This is a genomic window from Aeromicrobium sp. Leaf291 (assembly GCF_001423365.1).
GTDB lineage: Bacteria > Actinomycetota > Actinomycetes > Propionibacteriales > Nocardioidaceae > Aeromicrobium.
This window is the reverse complement of record NZ_LMNM01000001.1, coordinates 1-16,620: the sequence shown is the minus strand read 5'-3', so window position 1 is coordinate 16,620 and position 16,620 is coordinate 1. Positions and strand designations below refer to the sequence as shown.

Here is a 16,620-nt window from a genome sequence, read left to right as displayed (position 1 = left end):
TGCGTCCATGACCGCCGCCTCGACCGTCGACGCCTGGCGGCTCGCCGTGGGCACGCTCACCGCGTGGCCGGTGCGGCCGCCCCGGACGGTCGACCACCTGACGGCCGGCCGGGCCATGGTGCTCGCTCCCGTCGCCGTGCTGCCGCTCGCGATCGGGGCGACCGCCCTTGCGCTGGGGGGCCAGGAGCTGGGGCTCTCGCCGCTGGCCACGGGCCTGCTCGTCGTCGGCCTGCTCGCGCTCGGCACCCGGGCCTTCCACCTCGACGGCCTGGCCGACACCGCGGACGGACTCACCTCCTCCTACGACCGCGACCGCACGCTGGCAGTCATGCGATCGGGTGACGTGGGGCCGGCCGGCGCGGCGGCCCTCGTGCTCGTGCTCGGCCTCCAGGCCGCGGGGGCGGCCTCGCTCGTGGCCGCGGGCGACGCGGTGCTGGTCGGTGCCGCGGTCCTGCTGTCGCGGTCCGGCCTGGTGGTCGTGTGCTCACGAGCGGTGCCTGCCGGGGACGGCTCGGGCCTGGGCGCCACCGTGGCGCGGAGCGTCCCGCTGCCCGTCGCGGTCGTCGCCCACGCGGGCTGGTGCGTGCTGCTCGTCGGGGCCTGCGTGCTCGCGGACGTGCCGTGGTGGCACGGGCTGGCCGCAGCGGCGGCCGCCCTGGTCGTCCTCGGCCTGCTGCTGCGTCGCGCCCACCGTCGCATCGGGGGCGTGACGGGCGACGTGATGGGCGCCGGCATCGAGCTCACCCTCGCCACCGTGCTCGTGGTCCTCTCGTGAGACCGGCCTCTGCAGGTCTGGTGCTCGGGTTCGTGGCCGACCGCCTCCTCGGTGACCCCCGCCGGCTGCACCCGGTGGCGGGCTTCGGGCAGGTGGCCGCGGCGCTCGAGCGCCGCACGTACGCCGACCGACGTGGTGCGGGCGTGCTCCACGTGGGCGCGCTCGTCGGGGGCGCGGGCGCGGTCGGTGTGGTCGCCCGCTCCGTCGCGCGCCGCCGAGGACCCGTGGCCGAGGCGGTGCTGACCGCGGCATGCACGTGGGCCGTGCTCGGGGGGCGTTCGCTGGAGCGCGAGGCGCTCGCCGTGCACGCCCTGCTCGACGCCGACGACCTGGACGGCGCCCGACGCCGCGTGACCCATCTCGTGGGCCGCGACCCCAGCACCCTCGACGTCGAGGGCGTGGCCCGTGCGACGGTCGAGTCCGTCGCCGAGAACACGTCCGACGCCGTCGTCGCGCCCCTGGTGGCCGGTGCCGTCGCGGGGGTTCCCGGGCTCCTGGCCTACCGCGCCGCCAACACCCTCGACGCCATGGTGGGCCATCGCACCCCTCGACTCGAACGCTTCGGCTGGGCCGCCGCCCGCCTCGACGACGTGCTCAACCTCGTCCCCGCGCGACTTTCCGCGACCCTGGCCGTCGTCACCGCCCCGCTCGTCGACGGGAGCCCCGTCGCGGCCGCTCGCGCGTGGCGCCGCGACGCCCGCCATCACCCCAGCCCCAACGCCGGGCCGGTCGAGGCCGCCTTCGCCGGTGCGCTCGGGGTGCGGCTCGGCGGCGTGAACGTCTACGCCGGACGCACCGAGGACCGTCACACGCTCGGTGACGGCCGACCCGTCCACCCCGACGACGTCGCCCGCGCGACGAGGCTGGCGCGTGCGGTCGACGTGGGCGCGCTGCTCGTCTGCGTGCTGGGACCCAGGTCCCTCACGCCCGGTCGGCGGCGCGGTCGGCTGCCCACTCGGCGGCAGTGCGGACGTCGCTGACCGTCTCCACCCCGGGCGGGCTCGGGGGCCGGCGCACGACCACCACGGCCGCGCCCCGCTCGCCCGCCGCGTCGAGCTTGGCGACCGTGTGGCTGCCGCCGGAGTCCTTCGTGACCACCACGTCCACACCGTGCTCGGACAGCAGCGCCCGCTCCGACGCCAGGTCGTAGGGGCCGCGGCTGTGCAGCAGCGTCCAGCCCGGCGGCAGCTCGACCTCCGGCTCGTCGACCACCCGCACGAGCGCGGGGACCTCGCGCAGCGGCTCCACGAACGGCGCGAGTCCCTGCCGCCCGATGCTGAGGAAGGGGCGGCTGCCGAGTCCGACGGTCAGCGCCGCGGCGTCCGCGTGGGAGTCCACCCAGTGCCACCGGTCGGCGTCGGGGTGCTCGCCCCAGCCCGGCCGCGCGAGCCGCAGCAGCGGGACGCCTTCGGCGTCGCACGCCGCCGCCGCGTTCGCGCTGATGCCCGCCGCGAAGGGGTGGGTCGCGTCGACCACCGCCCTCACCCGCTCCTCGCGCAGGTAGGACCGGAGGCCGGTCACGCCACCGAACCCGCCGATCCGTGTCTCGCCGACGGGCAGCCGTGGTCGGGCCACCCGTCCGGCCAGCGACGACGTGAGCGTGACGCCGGCGTCGTCCAGTCGTGCCGCGAGGGCGCGCGCCTCCGCGGTGCCGCCGAGCAACAGGATCATGCGCCCGCCCCCGGCGGGAGCAGGGGCAGGTCGGACGGGGCGCCGTCGCGGGCCAGCCGCTCCAGGGCGTCGACGTCGAGGTGGGTCTCCACCAGGTCGCCCAGTCGGTCGAGCCGCGCCTCGCGCAGGCCCCCGAACGACACGTCCGACGGCGGCAGCACCGTGCCCGCCGCAGCTGCTACGTCGGCCAGCAGCGCCCGGCGGAACGCGTCGCCCTCCAGGCTGCCGTGCCACATCGTGCCCATCACCGCGCCGCTGCGTGCGCCGCCCAGGAACTCCTCGCCCGTCCCCCGGGCGATCCGTCCATGGTGGATCTCGTAGCCCGACGTCGGCGCCCCCAGCGCCTCGCCGGTCGGCAGGCGCAGCACCTTCTCGGCGCCGAACGTCGTCTCGACGTCGAGCAGGCCCAGGCCCTCGACGCTGCGCGCCGTCGACGCCTCCACCGCGTCGGGGTCGTGCACGTGGCGGCCCAGCATCTGGAAGCCACCGCAGATGCCGAGCACGGGCCGGCCCGCGCGGGCGTGCGCCACCACGGCCCGGTCGAGCCCGCGGGACCGCAGCCACACCAGGTCGTCGATCGTGGCCCGGGTACCGGGCAGGACGACCAGGTCGGCGTCGGCGACGTCGCGCGGGTCGGAGACGAACACGACGTCGACGCCGGGCTCGACCCCCAGTGCGTCGACGTCGGTGAAGTTGCTGATGCGGGGCAGGCGCACCACGGCCACGCGCAGCGCGCCTGCGGCTCCCGATCGCCGTCCGTCCAGGTCGAGCGCGTCCTCGGAGTCGAGCCACAGCGACGGGTCCCAGGGCAGCACGCCGTAGAACGGGCGCCCGGTCAGCGAGGTCAGCCGCTCGAGGCCCGGATCGAGCAGCGAGACCTCGCCGCGGAACTTGTTGACGACGTAGCCGGCCACCAGCCGCTGGTCGTCGGCGTCGAGCAGTGCGACGGTGCCGTGCAGGGCGGCGAACAGGCCGCCGCGGTCGATGTCGCCCACGACCACCACCGGCAGCTCCGCGTGCTGCGCGAGCCCCAGGTTCACGTAGTCCGACGACCGGAGGTTGATCTCGGTGGGGGAGCCCGCACCCTCGGCCACCACGACGTCGAACCGCCCCGCCAGGTCGTCGAACGCCGCGTGCGCGGCCGCGGCGAGGTGCCGCCGCCCCTCCACGAAGTCCGTCGCGTCGACGGTGCCGCCGGGACGCCCCATGACCACGGCGTGGCTGCGCCGGTCGCTGCCCGGCTTCAGCAGCACCGGGTTCATCGCGACCTCGGGCGTCGCCCGGGCCGCGAGCGCCTGCACCCACTGCGCCCGACCGATCTCCCCGAACCCGTCGGTGGACTCGCCGCCCAGCGGCACGACCATCGAGTTGTTCGACATGTTCTGCGCCTTGTAGGGCGCCACGCGCAGACCGCGCCGCGCGAAGGCCCGGCAGATCCCCGTCGTCACCACGCTCTTGCCGGCGTCGGACGTCGTGCCGGCGACCAGCAGCCCAGGAGTGCGCATCGCAGCACAGCCTAGAGGCGCACGTTCTAGGGTCGGGCCATGCAGGTCACGTTCCGCAGGCTCCAGCCGGGCGACCTGCCGGTTCTCGCGCGCTGGCTCGCTGCCCCGCACGTGCACCGGTGGTGGTTCCAGGAGTCCACGCCCGAGGCGCTGGAGCGCGACTTCGGTGCGGTCATGCGCGGCGAGGAGCCGGCCGAGGACCTCGTGGCCACCGTCGACGGACGTGACGTCGGCCTCTGCCAGCGCGCCCGCTGGGACGACTACCCCGACGACGAGGCCGAGCTCGCGCCGTTCCTCGACCTCCCGTCCGGCGCCGTGACCGTCGACTACCTCATCGGCGACCCCGCCGACACCGGACGCGGCATCGGGCCTGCCGTGATCGCGGCGCTCGTCGCCGACACGTGGGCCTCGTACGCGGACTGCCCCGCCGTGGTCGTGCCGGTCGCCGCGGGCAACCGGCCGTCGTGGCGGGCACTGGAGAAGGCCGGCTTCCGCCACGTGGGCACGGCGCGGCTCGAGCCCGACAACCCGGTGGACCCGCCCGACCACGTGGTGCTGCGGATCGACCGCCCCCGCTGACCGCGGCTCAGTGCAGGTGCACCCGGCGGCCGGACACGTGCTCGGGGTGCAGCCGCACCAGCACGTCGCGCACGCCGCCGGCCCAGGTGCGTGGGGGCGCGCCCACCAGGTCGGTGGCGTCCTGCGGGCTCGTGCGGCCCCGCACGGTCACGTTCCAGCCGTGCTGGTCCAGCTCGGCCTGGTGCGACGTGGCGAACGCGACGTCCTCGTGACCGTCGGCCAGCTGGGCGAGGAAGCTGTCGGCGGACGTGCGGAAGATGACGTCACCGTCGCGCACCACGTAGTTGACGGGCACCAGCTGCTGCCCGTCGTCGTCCACGAACGCGACCATGCCCACCGTGCGCACCGCCAGCAGCTCGAGGCACTCCGCCGCGTCGATCGGCCTCAGGTCTCCGTGCTGCATGCTCTCCACTCCTCCCGGTTTCACTGATCCCCCTGTGTCTACTCAGTGTGCGCCTGTCGTGGGTGCACACGTCGACCCCGTCGAGGCAGCACACTGTGCTCATGCGTGCCGTCGTCTGCCACCAGCAGCAGCTCCAGCTCACCGACGTCCCCGATCCCGTCCCCGGTCCCGGCCAGGTGCTCCTGAAGGTGCTCCGGTCCGGCATCTGCGGTTCCGACCTGCACGCCCGCGTGCACGGCGACGCGACCGCCGACATGGCCGGGGAGGTGGGGTACGACCACTTCATGCGGTCCACGTCGTCGGTGGTCATGGGCCACGAGTTCGTCGGCGAGGTCGTCTCGTACGGCCCGCGCACCCACGGGCGCTGGAAGCCCGGGACGCGCGTCGTCGCGCTGCCACTGCTGGAGACCGTCGACGGCCTGCACATGACCGGCCTGAGCGAGCACGCCCCGGGAGGCTACGCCGAGCAGATCCTCGTGTCCGAGGCCGTCACCTTCGAGGTGCCCGACGGTGTCGACGTCGAGCACGCCGCCACGACCGAGCCGCTCGCCGTGGCCTGGCACGCCGTGCGCAAGGGCCAGGTCGGCCGCAAGGACGTGGCCGTCGTCATCGGCTGCGGGCCCATCGGCCTCGCGGTCATCCTCATGCTCAAGGCCTCCGGCGTGCGGACCGTGGTGGCCAGCGACTTCTCCGCCGGACGCCGTGCGCTCGCCGAGCGCTGCGGCGCCGACGTGGTGGTCGACCCCGCCGTCGAGTCGCCGTGGGACCGCTTCGAGTCCGACAAGCGCTACCTCACGTCGGCCCCGGACTTCATGGACCTCGGCCTGAGCACCATGAAGAAGCTGCGCGCTGTCCCGTTCCTGCCCTGGCCCCGGGTGTTCCAGGCCGCCGAGAAGCTGGGTGCCCTGCCCACGGGACCGGTGGTGTTCGAGTGCGTGGGCGTCCCCGGGATCCTCGAGCAGATCATCACCGCGGCGCCGCTGCAGTCGCGCATCGTCGTCGTCGGCGTGTGCATGGAGCCCGACACCTTCCGCCCCTCGATGGCGATCAACAAGGAGGTCGAGCTGCGGTTCGCCTTCTGCTACGACCCGGCCGAGTTCCACGCCACGCTGCAGATGATCGCCGACGGGAAGGTCGACCCCTCACCCCTGATCACCGGGACGGTCGGGCTCGACGAGGTCGCCGACGCGTTCGGCTGGCTCGCCGACCCCGAGCAGCACGCGAAGATCCTCGTCGACCCGAGCCGCTAGGCGATCGTCGGTCGCTACGGCGCCTCGGTCGGCCGGGGCAGGGTGAACGGCACGCTGGGCGGCGCCCACTCCTCCTTGCCGAGTCGGGTCATGGGCGCCAGCAGGTCGAAGGCGGGGTGGCCCTCGACGAGCACGTGGTCGGCGACGCTGAACAGCAGCACCTCCGCCAGCACGAGGGTCGAGTCACCCAGCTCGGTGGTCGAGTGCAGGCGGCACTCGATCGCCGCGGGCGAGTCGCGGACCCGACGCGGCGTCACGAGCTCGCTCGGCTCCGTCTCCAGGCCCAGCGCCTCGGCCTCGTCGACCCCGTGCTCGTAGGGCGCACTGCTGCCGTTGACCGCCTCGGTGAGCGGCTGGGTGGCCAGGTTGACCACCAGCTCCTTCGTCTCCAGGACGTTGCGCAGCGTGTCCTTGCGGCCGACGGAGGTGAACGCCAGGATCGGCGGGTTCGCGCACGCGACGGTGAAGAACGAGTGCGGGGCCAGGTTCCCCCGGCCCTCGCCGTCGACGGTGCTGATCCACGCGATCGGTCGGGGCACGACGAGCGCGGTCATGAGCGGGTAGGGCTGGACGCCCTCGTCACCGACCCGCAGGCTGGTGCGGTTCACCGGGCGATCGAGGCGACGTCGATGACGGCGCGGTAGCGCACCTTGCCGTCGACGACCTTGTCGTAGTAGTCGCCCACCTGGTCGGCGTCGATGACCTCGACGGTGGCGGTGATGCCGTGCTCGGCGCAGAAGTCGAGCATCTCCTGGGTCTGGGGGAGGCCGCCGACCATCGAGCCCTCGAGCGCACGGCGGAACGAGAGCAGCGAGAACGCGCCCATCTCCAGGCTCTCGGTCGGGGCGCCGAGGTTGACCATGCGGCCACCGCGGTCGAGCAGACCCAGGTACTGATCGAGCGGGACGGCCGCGCCGACGGTGTTGAGGATGACGTCGAAGGAGCCGCGCAGCTTCCGCAGCGCGCCCTTCTCCTCGGTGGCGACGTAGGCCTTGGCGCCGAACTCGAGGCCGTCGTCCTTCTTCGCGTCGGTGCGGCTGAGGACGGTCACGTCGGCACCGAGGGCGGCGGCGATCTTGACGGCCACGTGGCCGAGACCGCCCATGCCGATCACGCCGACGCGGGTGCCCTCGGTGACACCGTGCCGCACGAGCGGCGCGTAGGTGGTGATGCCCGCGCACAGCAGCGGGGTGGTGGCGGCGAGGTCGACGCCGTCGGGGATCTTCACGGCGAAGTGGTCGCGCACGACGACCTGCTCGCTGTAGCCGCCGTACGTGATGGCGCCGTCGTAGTCCTTCGCGGAGTACGTCTGCACGACGCCGCGGCTGCAGAACTGCTCCTCGCCGTCGCGGCAGGCGTCGCAGTCGAGGCAGGAGTCGACGAAGCAGCCGACGCCCACGGTGTCGCCGACGGCGTGCGCGGTGACGTCGGAGCCGGTCTCCTCGACGGTGCCGATGATCTCGTGCCCGGGCGTCATGGGGAAGATCCCGCCGCCCCACTCGTCGCGGGCCTGGTGGATGTCGGAGTGGCAGATGCCGGCGTAGCGGATCTTGATCCGGACGTCGTTCGGCTTGAGGTCGCGGCGCTCGAGGTCGACGGTCTCGAACGGCTTCCCGGCCTCGGGGACGGACAGTGCGGCAACGGTGGTGGTCATGGAGTCCACGCTAGGCAGGCGCGGGAAGGTCCGCAGGGCGAGGGCACGTGAGATGACCGACGTACGCGGGCCGACGGTCGCCCGGAGGCCCGGCTCGGCGGTGCCGAAGTGTCGGCACGCCGCCCTACCGTGACGGCATGGACGCACCTGGGGGCGAACGCGCCGACCTGCTCGACTCGCTGCGCAAGCACCGGGCACTGTTCCTCGGCACCGTCGCCGGGCTGTCCGACGAGCAGGCCCGTCTCACGCCCACGGCCAGCGAGCTGTGCCTCGGCGGGCTGGTCAAGCACGTGGCCGCCACGGAGGGGGAGTGGGCGCGCTTCGTGGTCGACGGCCCCGCGCCCCAGCCCGACGTCGACTGGGACAGCATCGACTGGAGCGACCCGCCGCAGGCCGTGCTCGACCGGCAGGACGAGTTCCGACTGCTCGAGCACGAGACCCTGGCCGGCGTCGTCGCGCTCTACGAGCGCACGGCGCTCGCCACCGACGATCTGGTCGCCTCCGTCGACCTCGACGCGCGGCAGCCCTTGCCCGACGCCCCGTGGTTCGAGGCGGGCGCGTCGTGGACGGCACGCCGGGTGTTCCTGCACCTGGTCGCCGAGACCTCCCAGCACGCCGGTCACGCCGACGTCCTGCGCGAGAGCATCGACGGTCGCAGGTCGATGGGCTGACCGTGCTCGTCGGCGCCGCGGCACAGGGCGCCGCGGCTAGGCTTCGGGCATGTCGTCGCAGCTGACCGTCGCCGAGGCCGCCGGCCTGCTCGAGGTCTCGACGGCCGAGGTCCACCGGCTCATCGCCACCGGGCGTCTCGATCACCAGCTGGCCTGCTCCGGGCGGTGCGAGCTGCTCGTCAGCCACGAGTCGGTGGTCGCGGTGAGGAGCGCCCGACAGCCCGGCTGAGCCGCGACCTTCGGCCGAGGGGTCGAGCCTTTCGGCCGACGTGGCAGCCTCTGCCCGCGCCTAGCGTGCAGTCATGACTGATCCGTCCGTCACCGAGCTGCGCATGACCGACACCGACCGCGTGTGGACGTTCGTGTTGCTCGGGGGTGGCGGCGGGGCGCTGCTGCTCGTGCTGCCCTGGCTGCTGGACCTGGTCAGCGGGTTCCCCCTCGTGCCGTTCGAAGCGGTGGCGGAGTGGGTGGCCGGCTTCGACGAGCCCTGGGCGTGGGCGGCGCGGCTCGCCGTCGGCGGTCTGCTCGGCTCGGCGCTGGCGGCGTTCGCGATCGCCGACGAGCACCGGATCCTCCTGGGCGACGACCAGCTCGTCGTCGTGCACGGCAGCGATCAGCGCATCCTGCGCCGCGAGCAGGTCGTCGGCGTCCACCGCGACGGCAAGCGCCTCGTGATCGACGGCGACCACGGTCGGGTGCTGTTCGACGAGACCCTCGAGGCGCCGCGGGACCAGGTGCGCGAGGCCTTCCTCGCGCACGCCTACCCGTGGGAGTCCGCGTAGCGCTGCCGCTCGACCTCCCGATGTGCGAGGGTGCGAACACCCTGGGTCACCGATCGCGGAGGAGCACGTACCGATGGCCGACTACGTCATCACCGGCGCGTCCGGCTTCATCGGCCGTTCGCTCACGGAGCGACTGCGTGCCCGGGGCGACGCCGTGCGTGGCATGGACCTGCACGCCGACCCCGCGCACGACGTGGTCGCCGGGGACGTCACGGACCCGGAGTCGTGGAGCGACGTGATCACCCCGGGGGCGACGGTCGTGCACACGGCCGCGCTCGTGTCCAACCTGCCGACGCTGGAGGAGGCGTGGCGGGTCAACACGCTCGGCACGCGGCGGGTCCTCGACGCGGCGGTCTCGCGTGGGGCCGCGCGCGTCGTCTACCTCTCGTCGGTCCGCGCGTTCTCGGACCTCGGCTTCCCCGACGGCGTCACCGAGGACCATCCCCTGAGGCCCGACGGCAACCCCTACGTCGACACGCGCATCGCCGCGGAGCAGGCGGCGATGCAGGCGCACGCGGCGGGCGAGATCGAGGTGACGGTCGTCCGCCCCGGCGACGTGTACGGTCCGGGGTCGCGCCCGTGGACCCTGCTGCCCGTGCGGATGATCAAGGCCAACCGGTTCCTGCTTCCCGCGATGGGGCGAGGGATCTTCAGCCCGGTCTTCGTCGACGACCTGGTCTCGGGGCTGGTGCTGGCCGCCGACCGTGGGGAGGCGGCCGGCCAGGTGTTCACGCTCAGCGGTGGCGTGGGCGTGGAGTGCCGGGAGTTCTTCGGCCACTACTACCGGATGCTGGGCAGGCGGGGCCCCGTCGTGATGCCCACGGCGGCGGCCCTGGCGCTGGCATCGGCCGCGGCCAAGGTGAACCGGGTCCGTCGTGCCGACGACGAGACGAACACGACCGCGGTCCGCTACTTCTGCCGGACGGGCACCTACTCGATCGACAAGGCTCGGTCGATGCTCGGCTACGACCCCGCCGTCGACCTGGACGAGGGGATGCGCCGGACAGAGGTGTGGTTGCGCGACGTCGGCGAGCTCTGAGAAGCCCCCGACGGGCGCCGGATCGAATGCCCCGACGTGCCGAGCCCTGCAATTGCAGGGAACTGGCCCGCGGTCGAGACGTCACGAGGGGGGCGGTTTGACCGGACCGGGGAGGGGTCTGTAATGTTCTTCTTGTTGCGCCGCTCGCCGGAGCACGAGGCCGAAAGGCCGCGTGATCGGAGCGCGCAGAGCTTGTACCGAAACGGTCAACGCCAGGGCTTTCGCCCGGAGACGGACCGCTGACAACGGCAGGCGTCGGATGGAGACAGCAGCAGCATCGCTTCTCCGTCCACCAGGAAGCCTCTGGCTGGCCCACCTCACGGTGTGGTCGTGACAGATGTGCGTCTGATCCTTGAGAACTCAACAGTGTGCCAAAAGTCGACGAGATAATCAGTAGTAACCCTCGTCTGTGGTGTCGGGGCCCTTGTGGTCTTGATGCTGTGGCGAGTTTTGNGGCCCACCTCACGGTGTGTCGTGACAGATGTGCGTCTGATCCTTGAGAACTCAACAGTGTGCCAAAAGTCGACGAGATAATCAGTAGTAACCCTCGTCTGTGGTGTCGGGGCCCTTGTGGTCTTGATGCTGTGGCGAGTTTTGAAATTCCGACAATTGACTGTCAGCAGTCAGTTCTCAGGAATCAAACCATGTAGTGATGTAGCCCGTCTTACGGGTGCATTTTCAACGGAGAGTTTGATCCTGGCTCAGGACGAACGCTGGCGGCGTGCTTAACACATGCAAGTCGAGCGGTAAGGCCACTTCGGTGGTACACGAGCGGCGAACNGGGTGCATTTTCAACGGAGAGTTTGATCCTGGCTCAGGACGAACGCTGGCGGCGTGCTTAACACATGCAAGTCGAGCGGTAAGGCCACTTCGGTGGTACACGAGCGGCGAACGGGTGAGTAACACGTGAGCAACCTGCCCTTCTCTTCGGAATAAGCGTTGGAAACGACGTCTAATGCCGAATATGACTTCCTTTTGCATGATTGGAAGTGGAAAGCTCCGGCGGAGAGGGATGGGCTCGCGGCCTATCAGCTAGTTGGTGTGGGTAATGGCCCACCAAGGCGACGACGGGTAGCCGGCCTGAGAGGGTGACCGGCCACACTGGGACTGAGACACGGCCCAGACTCCTACGGGAGGCAGCAGTGGGGAATATTGGACAATGGGCGAAAGCCTGATCCAGCAACGCCGCGTGAGGGATGACGGCCTTCGGGTTGTAAACCTCTTTCAGCGGGGACGAAGCGAAAGTGACGGTACCCGCAGAAGAAGGACCGGCCAACTACGTGCCAGCAGCCGCGGTAATACGTAGGGTCCGAGCGTTGTCCGGAATTATTGGGCGTAAAGGGCTCGTAGGCGGTCTGTCGCGTCGGGAGTGAAAACTCAGGGCTCAACCCTGAGCGTGCTTCCGATACGGGCAGACTAGAGGTATGCAGGGGAGAACGGAATTCCTGGTGTAGCGGTGGAATGCGCAGATATCAGGAGGAACACCGGTGGCGAAGGCGGTTCTCTGGGCATTACCTGACGCTGAGGAGCGAAAGCATGGGGAGCGAACAGGATTAGATACCCTGGTAGTCCATGCCGTAAACGTTGGGCGCTAGGTGTGGGGACCTTCCACGGTCTCCGTGCCGCAGCTAACGCATTAAGCGCCCCGCCTGGGGAGTACGGCCGCAAGGCTAAAACTCAAAGGAATTGACGGGGGCCCGCACAAGCGGCGGAGCATGCTGATTAATTCGATGCAACGCGAAGAACCTTACCTGGGTTTGACATATACCGGAAAGCTGCAGAGATGTAGCCCCCCTTGTGGTCGGTATACAGGTGGTGCATGGCTGTCGTCAGCTCGTGTCGTGAGATGTTGGGTTAAGTCCCGCAACGAGCGCAACCCTCGTCCTATGTTGCCAGCACGTYATGGTGGGGACTCATAGGAGACTGCCGGGGTCAACTCGGAGGAAGGTGGGGATGACGTCAAGTCTTCATGCCCCTTATGTCCAGGGCTTCAAGCATGCTACAATGGCCGGTACAAAGGGCTGCGAAACCGTAAGGTGGAGCGAATCCCAAAAAGCCGGTCTCAGTTCGGATTGGGGTCTGCAACTCGACCCCATGAAGTCGGAGTCGCTAGTAATCGCAGATCAGCAACGCTGCGGTGAATACGTTCCCGGGCCTTGTACACACCGCCCGTCACGTCATGAAAGTCGGCAACACCCGAAGCCGGTGGCCCAACCCTTGTGGAGGGAGCCGTCGAAGGTGGGGCTGGCGATTGGGACGAAGTCGTAACAAGGTAGCCGTACCGGAAGGTGCGGCTGGATCACCTCCTTTCTAAGGAGCANCCGCCCGTCACGTCATGAAAGTCGGCAACACCCGAAGCCGGTGGCCAACCCTTGTGGAGGGAGCCGTCGAAGGTGGGGCTGGCGATTGGGACGAAGTCGTAACAAGGTAGCCGTACCGGAAGGTGCGGCTGGATCACCTCCTTTCTAAGGAGCATTTGGCTGTCCGGCTTGTCCGGGGAGTCCATTGCACTGTTCGCAGGCGAATGTTCTGCGCAGTGCAGCTCACTAGTGGACGTCGACTATTTGGCCGGCTGTGGATCGATCGTCGTCAGTACATCTCCCTTGGGAGAACGGAACCTCGACGTGAGGACGCAGTTTGGCTTGGCGCACTGTTGGGTCCTGAGGGATCAGGCTTCGGCTTGACCTCTTGGACCGCACATCCCGATGAACCATTCGCCTCTTGGGGCGGGTAGGCGTCGGATCGGGTGCGGGACCGAACGTATCTTGAGAACTTCACAGTGGACGCGAGCATCTTGTAGCAACAACAAGCTACTAAGTGCACATGGTGGATGCCTTGGCANTCGGGTGCGGGACCGAACGTATCTTGAGAACTTCACAGTGGACGCGAGCATCTTGTAGCAACAACAAGCTACTAAGTGCACATGGTGGATGCCTTGGCATCGAGAGCCGATGAAGGACGTTGGAGTCTGCGAAAAGCCCCGGGAAGGTGACAACCGACCTGTGATCCGGGGATGTCCGAATGGGGAAACCCACCTGGAGGAAAGTCCAGGTACCTCTGCCTGAACACATAGGGCAGCTGGAGGGAACGCGGGGAAGTGAAACATCTCAGTACCCGCAGGAAGAGAAAACAACCGTGATTCCGGAAGTAGTGGCGAGCGAAACCGGAAGAGGCTAAACCTCAGTGATGTGATAGCCGGCAGGCGTTGTCACTGGGGGGTCGTGGGGCCGCAATGCTGGTTCTGCCGAATCAGCGAAGAGTCACAAACCATGAGTGAAGTGGAAACCGACTGGAAAGTCGTGGCGTAGAGGGTGAGACCCCCGTACACGTAAGCTCATGGCTCTTTTGCGTTACCCCGAGTAACACCGAACCCCTGAAATTCGGTGTGAATCTAGCGGGACCACCCGTTAAGCCTAAATACTCCTCGATGACCGATAGCGGACTAGTACCGTGAGGGAAAGGTGAAAAGTACCCCGGGAGGGGAGTGAAAGAGTACCTGAAACCATGTGCATACAATCCGTTGGAGCTCTTCCTTGTGAAGGGTGACAGCGTGCCTTTTGAAGAATGAGCCTGCGAGTTAGCGTGGTGTAGCGAGGTTAAGGCGAGGGCCGTAGCCGTAGCGAAAGCGAGTCCGAATAGGGCGTTTGAGTTGCACCATCTAGACCCGAAGCGGAGTGATCTATCCATGGGCAGGTTGAAGCGCGGGTAAGACCGCGTGGAGGACCGAACCCACCTAGGTTAAAAACTGGGGGGATGACCTGTGGATAGGGGTGAAAGGCCAATCAAACTCCGTGATAGCTGGTTCTCCCCGAAATGCATTTAGGTGCAGCGTTGCGTGTTTCTTGCCGGAGGTAGAGCACTGGATGGGCTAGGGGGCCTACAAGCTTACTGAACTCAGCCAAACTCCGAATGCCGGTAAGTGAGAGCGCAGCAGTGAGACTGCGGGGGATAAGCTCCGTAGTCGAGAGGGAAACAGCCCAGACCATCAGCTAAGGTCCCAAAGAGATTGCTAAGTGGAAAAGGATGTGAAGTCGCAGAGACAACCAGGAGGTTGGCTTAGAAGCAGCCACCCTTGAAAGAGTGCGTAATAGCTCACTGGTCAAGTGATTTCGCGCCGACAATTTAGCGGGGCTCAAGCAATCCACCGAAGCTATGGCATTCGTACATGTACCCGGCCCTTTGGGGTCCAGGTGTGCGGATGGGTAGGGGAGCGTCGTGTGGCGAGCGAAGCGGCGGGGTGACCCAGCCGTGGACGCCACACGAGTGAGAATGCAGGCATGAGTAGCGAATGAGGAGTGAGAAACTCCTCCACCGAATGACCAAGGGTTCCAGGGTCAAGCTAATCTTCCCTGGGTAAGTCGGGACCTAAGGCGAGGCCGACAGGCGTAGTCGATGGACAACGGGCTGATATTCCCGTACCGGCACTGAAGCGACCCTGCTGAATCCAGTGATGCTAAGTGCCCGAAACTAGCCTCCAGCTCCTTCGGGAGCATTGGCTAGCAGAGCGCATGACCCGAACTGGTACTAGGCAAGCAATGGTGTGACGCAGGAAGGTAGCTCAACCGCGGCGATGGTAGACCGCGGCCAAGGTCGTAGGGCGAACGGTAGGCAAATCCGCCGTTCATGTGCCTGAGAGCTGATGGGGAGACGATTTAGTCGAAGTGAGTGATCCTATGCTGCCGAGAAAAGCATCTAGCGATGTTTCAGAGCCGCCCGTACCCCAAACCGACTCAGGTGGTCAGGTAGAGAATACTAAGGTGATCGAGTGAATCATGGTTAAGGAACTCGGCAAAATGCCCCCGTAACTTCGGGAGAAGGGGGGCCGGATTCGTGAGTGGACTTGCTCCACGAAGCGTTGAAGGCCGCAGAGACCAGGCCCAAGCGACTGTTTACTAAAAACACAGGTCCGTGCTAAGTCGAAAGACGCCGTATACGGACTGACTCCTGCCCGGTGCTGGAAGGTTAAGGGGACGTGTTAGCGCAAGCGAAGCACAGAACTTAAGCCCCAGTAAACGGCGGTGGTAACTATAACCATCCTAAGGTAGCGAAATTCCTTGTCGGGTAAGTTCCGACCTGCACGAATGGAGTAACGACTTGGGCGCTGTCTCAACCATGAACTCGGCGAAATTGCACTACGAGTAAAGATGCTCGTTACGCGCGGCAGGACGGAAAGACCCCGGGACCTTTACTATAGTTTGGTATTGGTGTTTGGTTCAATTTGTGTAGGATAGGTGGGAGACTGTGAAGCCCGGACGCCAGTTCGGGTGGAGTCATCGTTGAAATACCACTCTGATTGAACTAGATATCTAACCTAGGTCCATTATCTGGATCAGGGACAGTGCCTGATGGGTAGTTTAACTGGGGCGGTTGCCTCCTAAAATGTAACGGAGGCGCCCAAAGGTTCCCTCAGCCTGGTTGGCAATCAGGTTTCGAGTGTAAGTGCACAAGGGAGCTTGACTGTGAGACTGACAAGTCGAGCAGGGACGAAAGTCGGGACTAGTGATCCGGCGCTGGCATGTGGAAGCGGCGTCGCTCAACGGATAAAAGGTACCCCGGGGATAACAGGCTGATCTTCCCCAAGAGTCCATATCGACGGGATGGTTTGGCACCTCGATGTCGGCTCGTCGCATCCTGGGGCCGTAGCAGGTCCCAAGGGTTGGGCTGTTCGCCCATTAAAGCGGCACGCGAGCTGGGTTTAGAACGTCGTGAGACAGTTCGGTCCCTATCCGCCGCGCGCGTAGGAAACTTGAGAAAGGCTGTCCCTAGTACGAGAGGACCGGGATGGACGAACCTCTGGTGTGCCAGTTGTTCTGCCAAGAGCACGGCTGGTTGGCTACGTTCGGAAGTGATAACCGCTGAAAGCATCTAAGCGGGAAGCACGTTTCAAGATGAGGTTTCCCACTGGTTTATCCAGGTAAGGCCCCCAGCAGACCACTGGGTTGATAGGCCGGAAGTAGAAGTGCAGCAATGCATGGAGCTGACCGGTACTAATAGGCCGAGGGCTTGTTTCTTACAAGATTACTGCGCGTCCACTGTGAGGTTCCCGAGATATGAGTCGGGAACATGCTCGATCAGGTCCCCGCCGGGGCTTGTTCGGGTAGATCGATTGATATCTCCATAGAGTTTCGGCGGCCATGGCGAAGGGGAAATACCCGGTGACATTCCGAACCCGGAAGTCAAGCCCTTCAGCGCCGATGGTACTGCGTGGGAGACTGCGTGGGAGAGTAGGACGCCGCCGGACAATCATTAGCGCGAGGCCGCTCCCTTCAGGGAGCGGCCTCGCTGCATTTC

At 67.4% G+C, this 16,620-nt stretch carries 13 protein-coding genes and 3 rRNA genes; 11 read left to right on the top strand and 5 right to left on the bottom strand.

Annotated features, from left to right (window positions below):
* The first annotated feature begins 7 nt into the window (after positions 1–7).
* Together ASF35_RS00080 and ASF35_RS00075 are read left to right on the top strand one after the other, a co-directional pair.
* Positions 8–775: an adenosylcobinamide-GDP ribazoletransferase gene (locus ASF35_RS00080; RefSeq protein ID WP_055961018.1), complete on the top strand. Its 768-nt coding sequence runs from the start codon at positions 8–10 to the stop codon at positions 773–775.
* The gene (locus ASF35_RS00075) at positions 772–1,755 is read left to right on the top strand and encodes a cobalamin biosynthesis protein (RefSeq protein ID WP_055961014.1); all 984 of its coding nucleotides are present in this window, start codon (positions 772–774) and stop codon (positions 1,753–1,755) included. Before ASF35_RS00080 ends, ASF35_RS00075 begins: the two co-directional genes overlap by 4 nt.
* Here ASF35_RS00075 and ASF35_RS00070 read toward each other — a convergent pair.
* Together ASF35_RS00070 and ASF35_RS00065 are read right to left on the bottom strand one after the other, a co-directional pair.
* Positions 1,697–2,446 (bottom strand): cobalt-precorrin-6A reductase, encoded by a 750-nt coding sequence (locus tag ASF35_RS00070; RefSeq protein WP_055961011.1) that lies wholly within the window; start codon positions 2,444–2,446, stop codon positions 1,697–1,699. The two genes, ASF35_RS00075 and ASF35_RS00070, sit on opposite strands and share 59 nt — an antisense overlap.
* A complete protein-coding gene (locus tag ASF35_RS00065) occupies positions 2,443–3,951 on the bottom strand; it encodes a cobyric acid synthase (RefSeq protein ID WP_055961008.1) in 1,509 nt (502 codons plus the stop codon). The genes ASF35_RS00070 and ASF35_RS00065 overlap by 4 nt, the downstream gene beginning before the upstream one ends.
* 39 nt (positions 3,952–3,990) lie before the next feature.
* Here ASF35_RS00065 and ASF35_RS00060 point away from each other — a divergent pair, with 39 nt between their 5' ends.
* Entirely contained in the window at positions 3,991–4,530 is a 540-nt protein-coding gene (locus ASF35_RS00060; RefSeq protein WP_055961004.1) for a GNAT family N-acetyltransferase, read from the top strand.
* Between the two features lie 7 nt (positions 4,531–4,537).
* On the opposite strand, the gene ASF35_RS00055 is transcribed toward ASF35_RS00060, so the two are convergent.
* Positions 4,538–4,933 (bottom strand): pyridoxamine 5'-phosphate oxidase family protein, encoded by a 396-nt coding sequence (locus ASF35_RS00055; protein ID WP_055961001.1) that lies wholly within the window; start codon positions 4,931–4,933, stop codon positions 4,538–4,540.
* A gap of 101 nt (positions 4,934–5,034) precedes the next feature.
* Here ASF35_RS00055 and ASF35_RS00050 point away from each other — a divergent pair, with 101 nt between their 5' ends.
* Positions 5,035–6,183 (top strand): zinc-binding dehydrogenase, encoded by a 1,149-nt coding sequence (locus tag ASF35_RS00050; RefSeq protein WP_055965957.1) that lies wholly within the window; start codon positions 5,035–5,037, stop codon positions 6,181–6,183.
* A gap of 14 nt (positions 6,184–6,197) precedes the next feature.
* Here the strand turns inward: ASF35_RS00050 and ASF35_RS00045 are convergent, their stop codons facing one another.
* Positions 6,198–6,791, bottom strand: coding sequence for a flavin reductase family protein (locus ASF35_RS00045; protein WP_235492830.1), 594 nt, complete (start codon positions 6,789–6,791; stop codon positions 6,198–6,200).
* Positions 6,788–7,837 (bottom strand): NAD(P)-dependent alcohol dehydrogenase, encoded by a 1,050-nt coding sequence (locus tag ASF35_RS00040; RefSeq protein WP_055960999.1) that lies wholly within the window; start codon positions 7,835–7,837, stop codon positions 6,788–6,790. The genes ASF35_RS00045 and ASF35_RS00040 overlap by 4 nt, the downstream gene beginning before the upstream one ends.
* Positions 7,838–7,974: 137 nt before the next feature.
* Between ASF35_RS00040 and ASF35_RS00035 the strand changes: the two genes are divergently transcribed.
* From ASF35_RS00035 to rrf, 7 genes are all read left to right on the top strand, one after another.
* Positions 7,975–8,508: a DinB family protein gene (locus tag ASF35_RS00035; RefSeq protein ID WP_055960996.1), complete on the top strand. Its 534-nt coding sequence runs from the start codon at positions 7,975–7,977 to the stop codon at positions 8,506–8,508.
* A 49-nt stretch (positions 8,509–8,557) separates the two neighbouring features.
* The gene (locus ASF35_RS00030; protein ID WP_055960993.1) at positions 8,558–8,737 is read left to right on the top strand and encodes a hypothetical protein; all 180 of its coding nucleotides are present in this window, start codon (positions 8,558–8,560) and stop codon (positions 8,735–8,737) included.
* Positions 8,738–8,810: 73 nt separating this feature from the next.
* Entirely contained in the window at positions 8,811–9,290 is a 480-nt protein-coding gene (locus ASF35_RS00025) for a hypothetical protein (RefSeq protein WP_055960988.1), read from the top strand.
* A gap of 73 nt (positions 9,291–9,363) precedes the next feature.
* Positions 9,364–10,329, top strand: coding sequence for an NAD(P)-dependent oxidoreductase (locus ASF35_RS00020; protein ID WP_055960985.1), 966 nt, complete (start codon positions 9,364–9,366; stop codon positions 10,327–10,329).
* A gap of 791 nt (positions 10,330–11,120) precedes the next feature.
* Positions 11,121–12,639, top strand: a 16S ribosomal RNA gene (locus ASF35_RS00015).
* 593 nt (positions 12,640–13,232) lie between these two features.
* Positions 13,233–16,340 (top strand): 23S ribosomal RNA (locus ASF35_RS00010).
* Between the two features lie 113 nt (positions 16,341–16,453).
* A 5S ribosomal RNA gene (rrf, locus tag ASF35_RS00005) occupies positions 16,454–16,570 on the top strand.
* The 16S, 23S and 5S rRNA genes sit together here, the layout of an rRNA operon.
* The last annotated feature ends 50 nt before the right edge of the window (positions 16,571–16,620 follow it).

Bases quoted from the DNA above. Each gene is read 5' to 3' on its own strand.
- ASF35_RS00080 (WP_055961018.1), top strand. From the start codon at position 8: ATGACCGCCGCCTCGACCGTCGACGCCTGGCGGCTCGCCGTGGGCACG.
- ASF35_RS00070 (WP_055961011.1), bottom strand. From the start codon at position 2,446: ATGATCCTGTTGCTCGGCGGCACCGCGGAGGCGCGCGCCCTCGCGGCA.
- ASF35_RS00065 (WP_055961008.1), bottom strand. From the start codon at position 3,951: ATGCGCACTCCTGGGCTGCTGGTCGCCGGCACGACGTCCGACGCCGGC.
- ASF35_RS00060 (WP_055961004.1), top strand. From the start codon at position 3,991: ATGCAGGTCACGTTCCGCAGGCTCCAGCCGGGCGACCTGCCGGTTCTC.
- ASF35_RS00055 (WP_055961001.1), bottom strand. From the start codon at position 4,933: ATGCAGCACGGAGACCTGAGGCCGATCGACGCGGCGGAGTGCCTCGAG.
- ASF35_RS00050 (WP_055965957.1), top strand. From the start codon at position 5,035: ATGCGTGCCGTCGTCTGCCACCAGCAGCAGCTCCAGCTCACCGACGTC.
- ASF35_RS00040 (WP_055960999.1), bottom strand. From the start codon at position 7,837: ATGACCACCACCGTTGCCGCACTGTCCGTCCCCGAGGCCGGGAAGCCG.
- ASF35_RS00035 (WP_055960996.1), top strand. From the start codon at position 7,975: ATGGACGCACCTGGGGGCGAACGCGCCGACCTGCTCGACTCGCTGCGC.
- ASF35_RS00030 (WP_055960993.1), top strand. From the start codon at position 8,558: ATGTCGTCGCAGCTGACCGTCGCCGAGGCCGCCGGCCTGCTCGAGGTC.
- ASF35_RS00025 (WP_055960988.1), top strand. From the start codon at position 8,811: ATGACTGATCCGTCCGTCACCGAGCTGCGCATGACCGACACCGACCGC.
- ASF35_RS00020 (WP_055960985.1), top strand. From the start codon at position 9,364: ATGGCCGACTACGTCATCACCGGCGCGTCCGGCTTCATCGGCCGTTCG.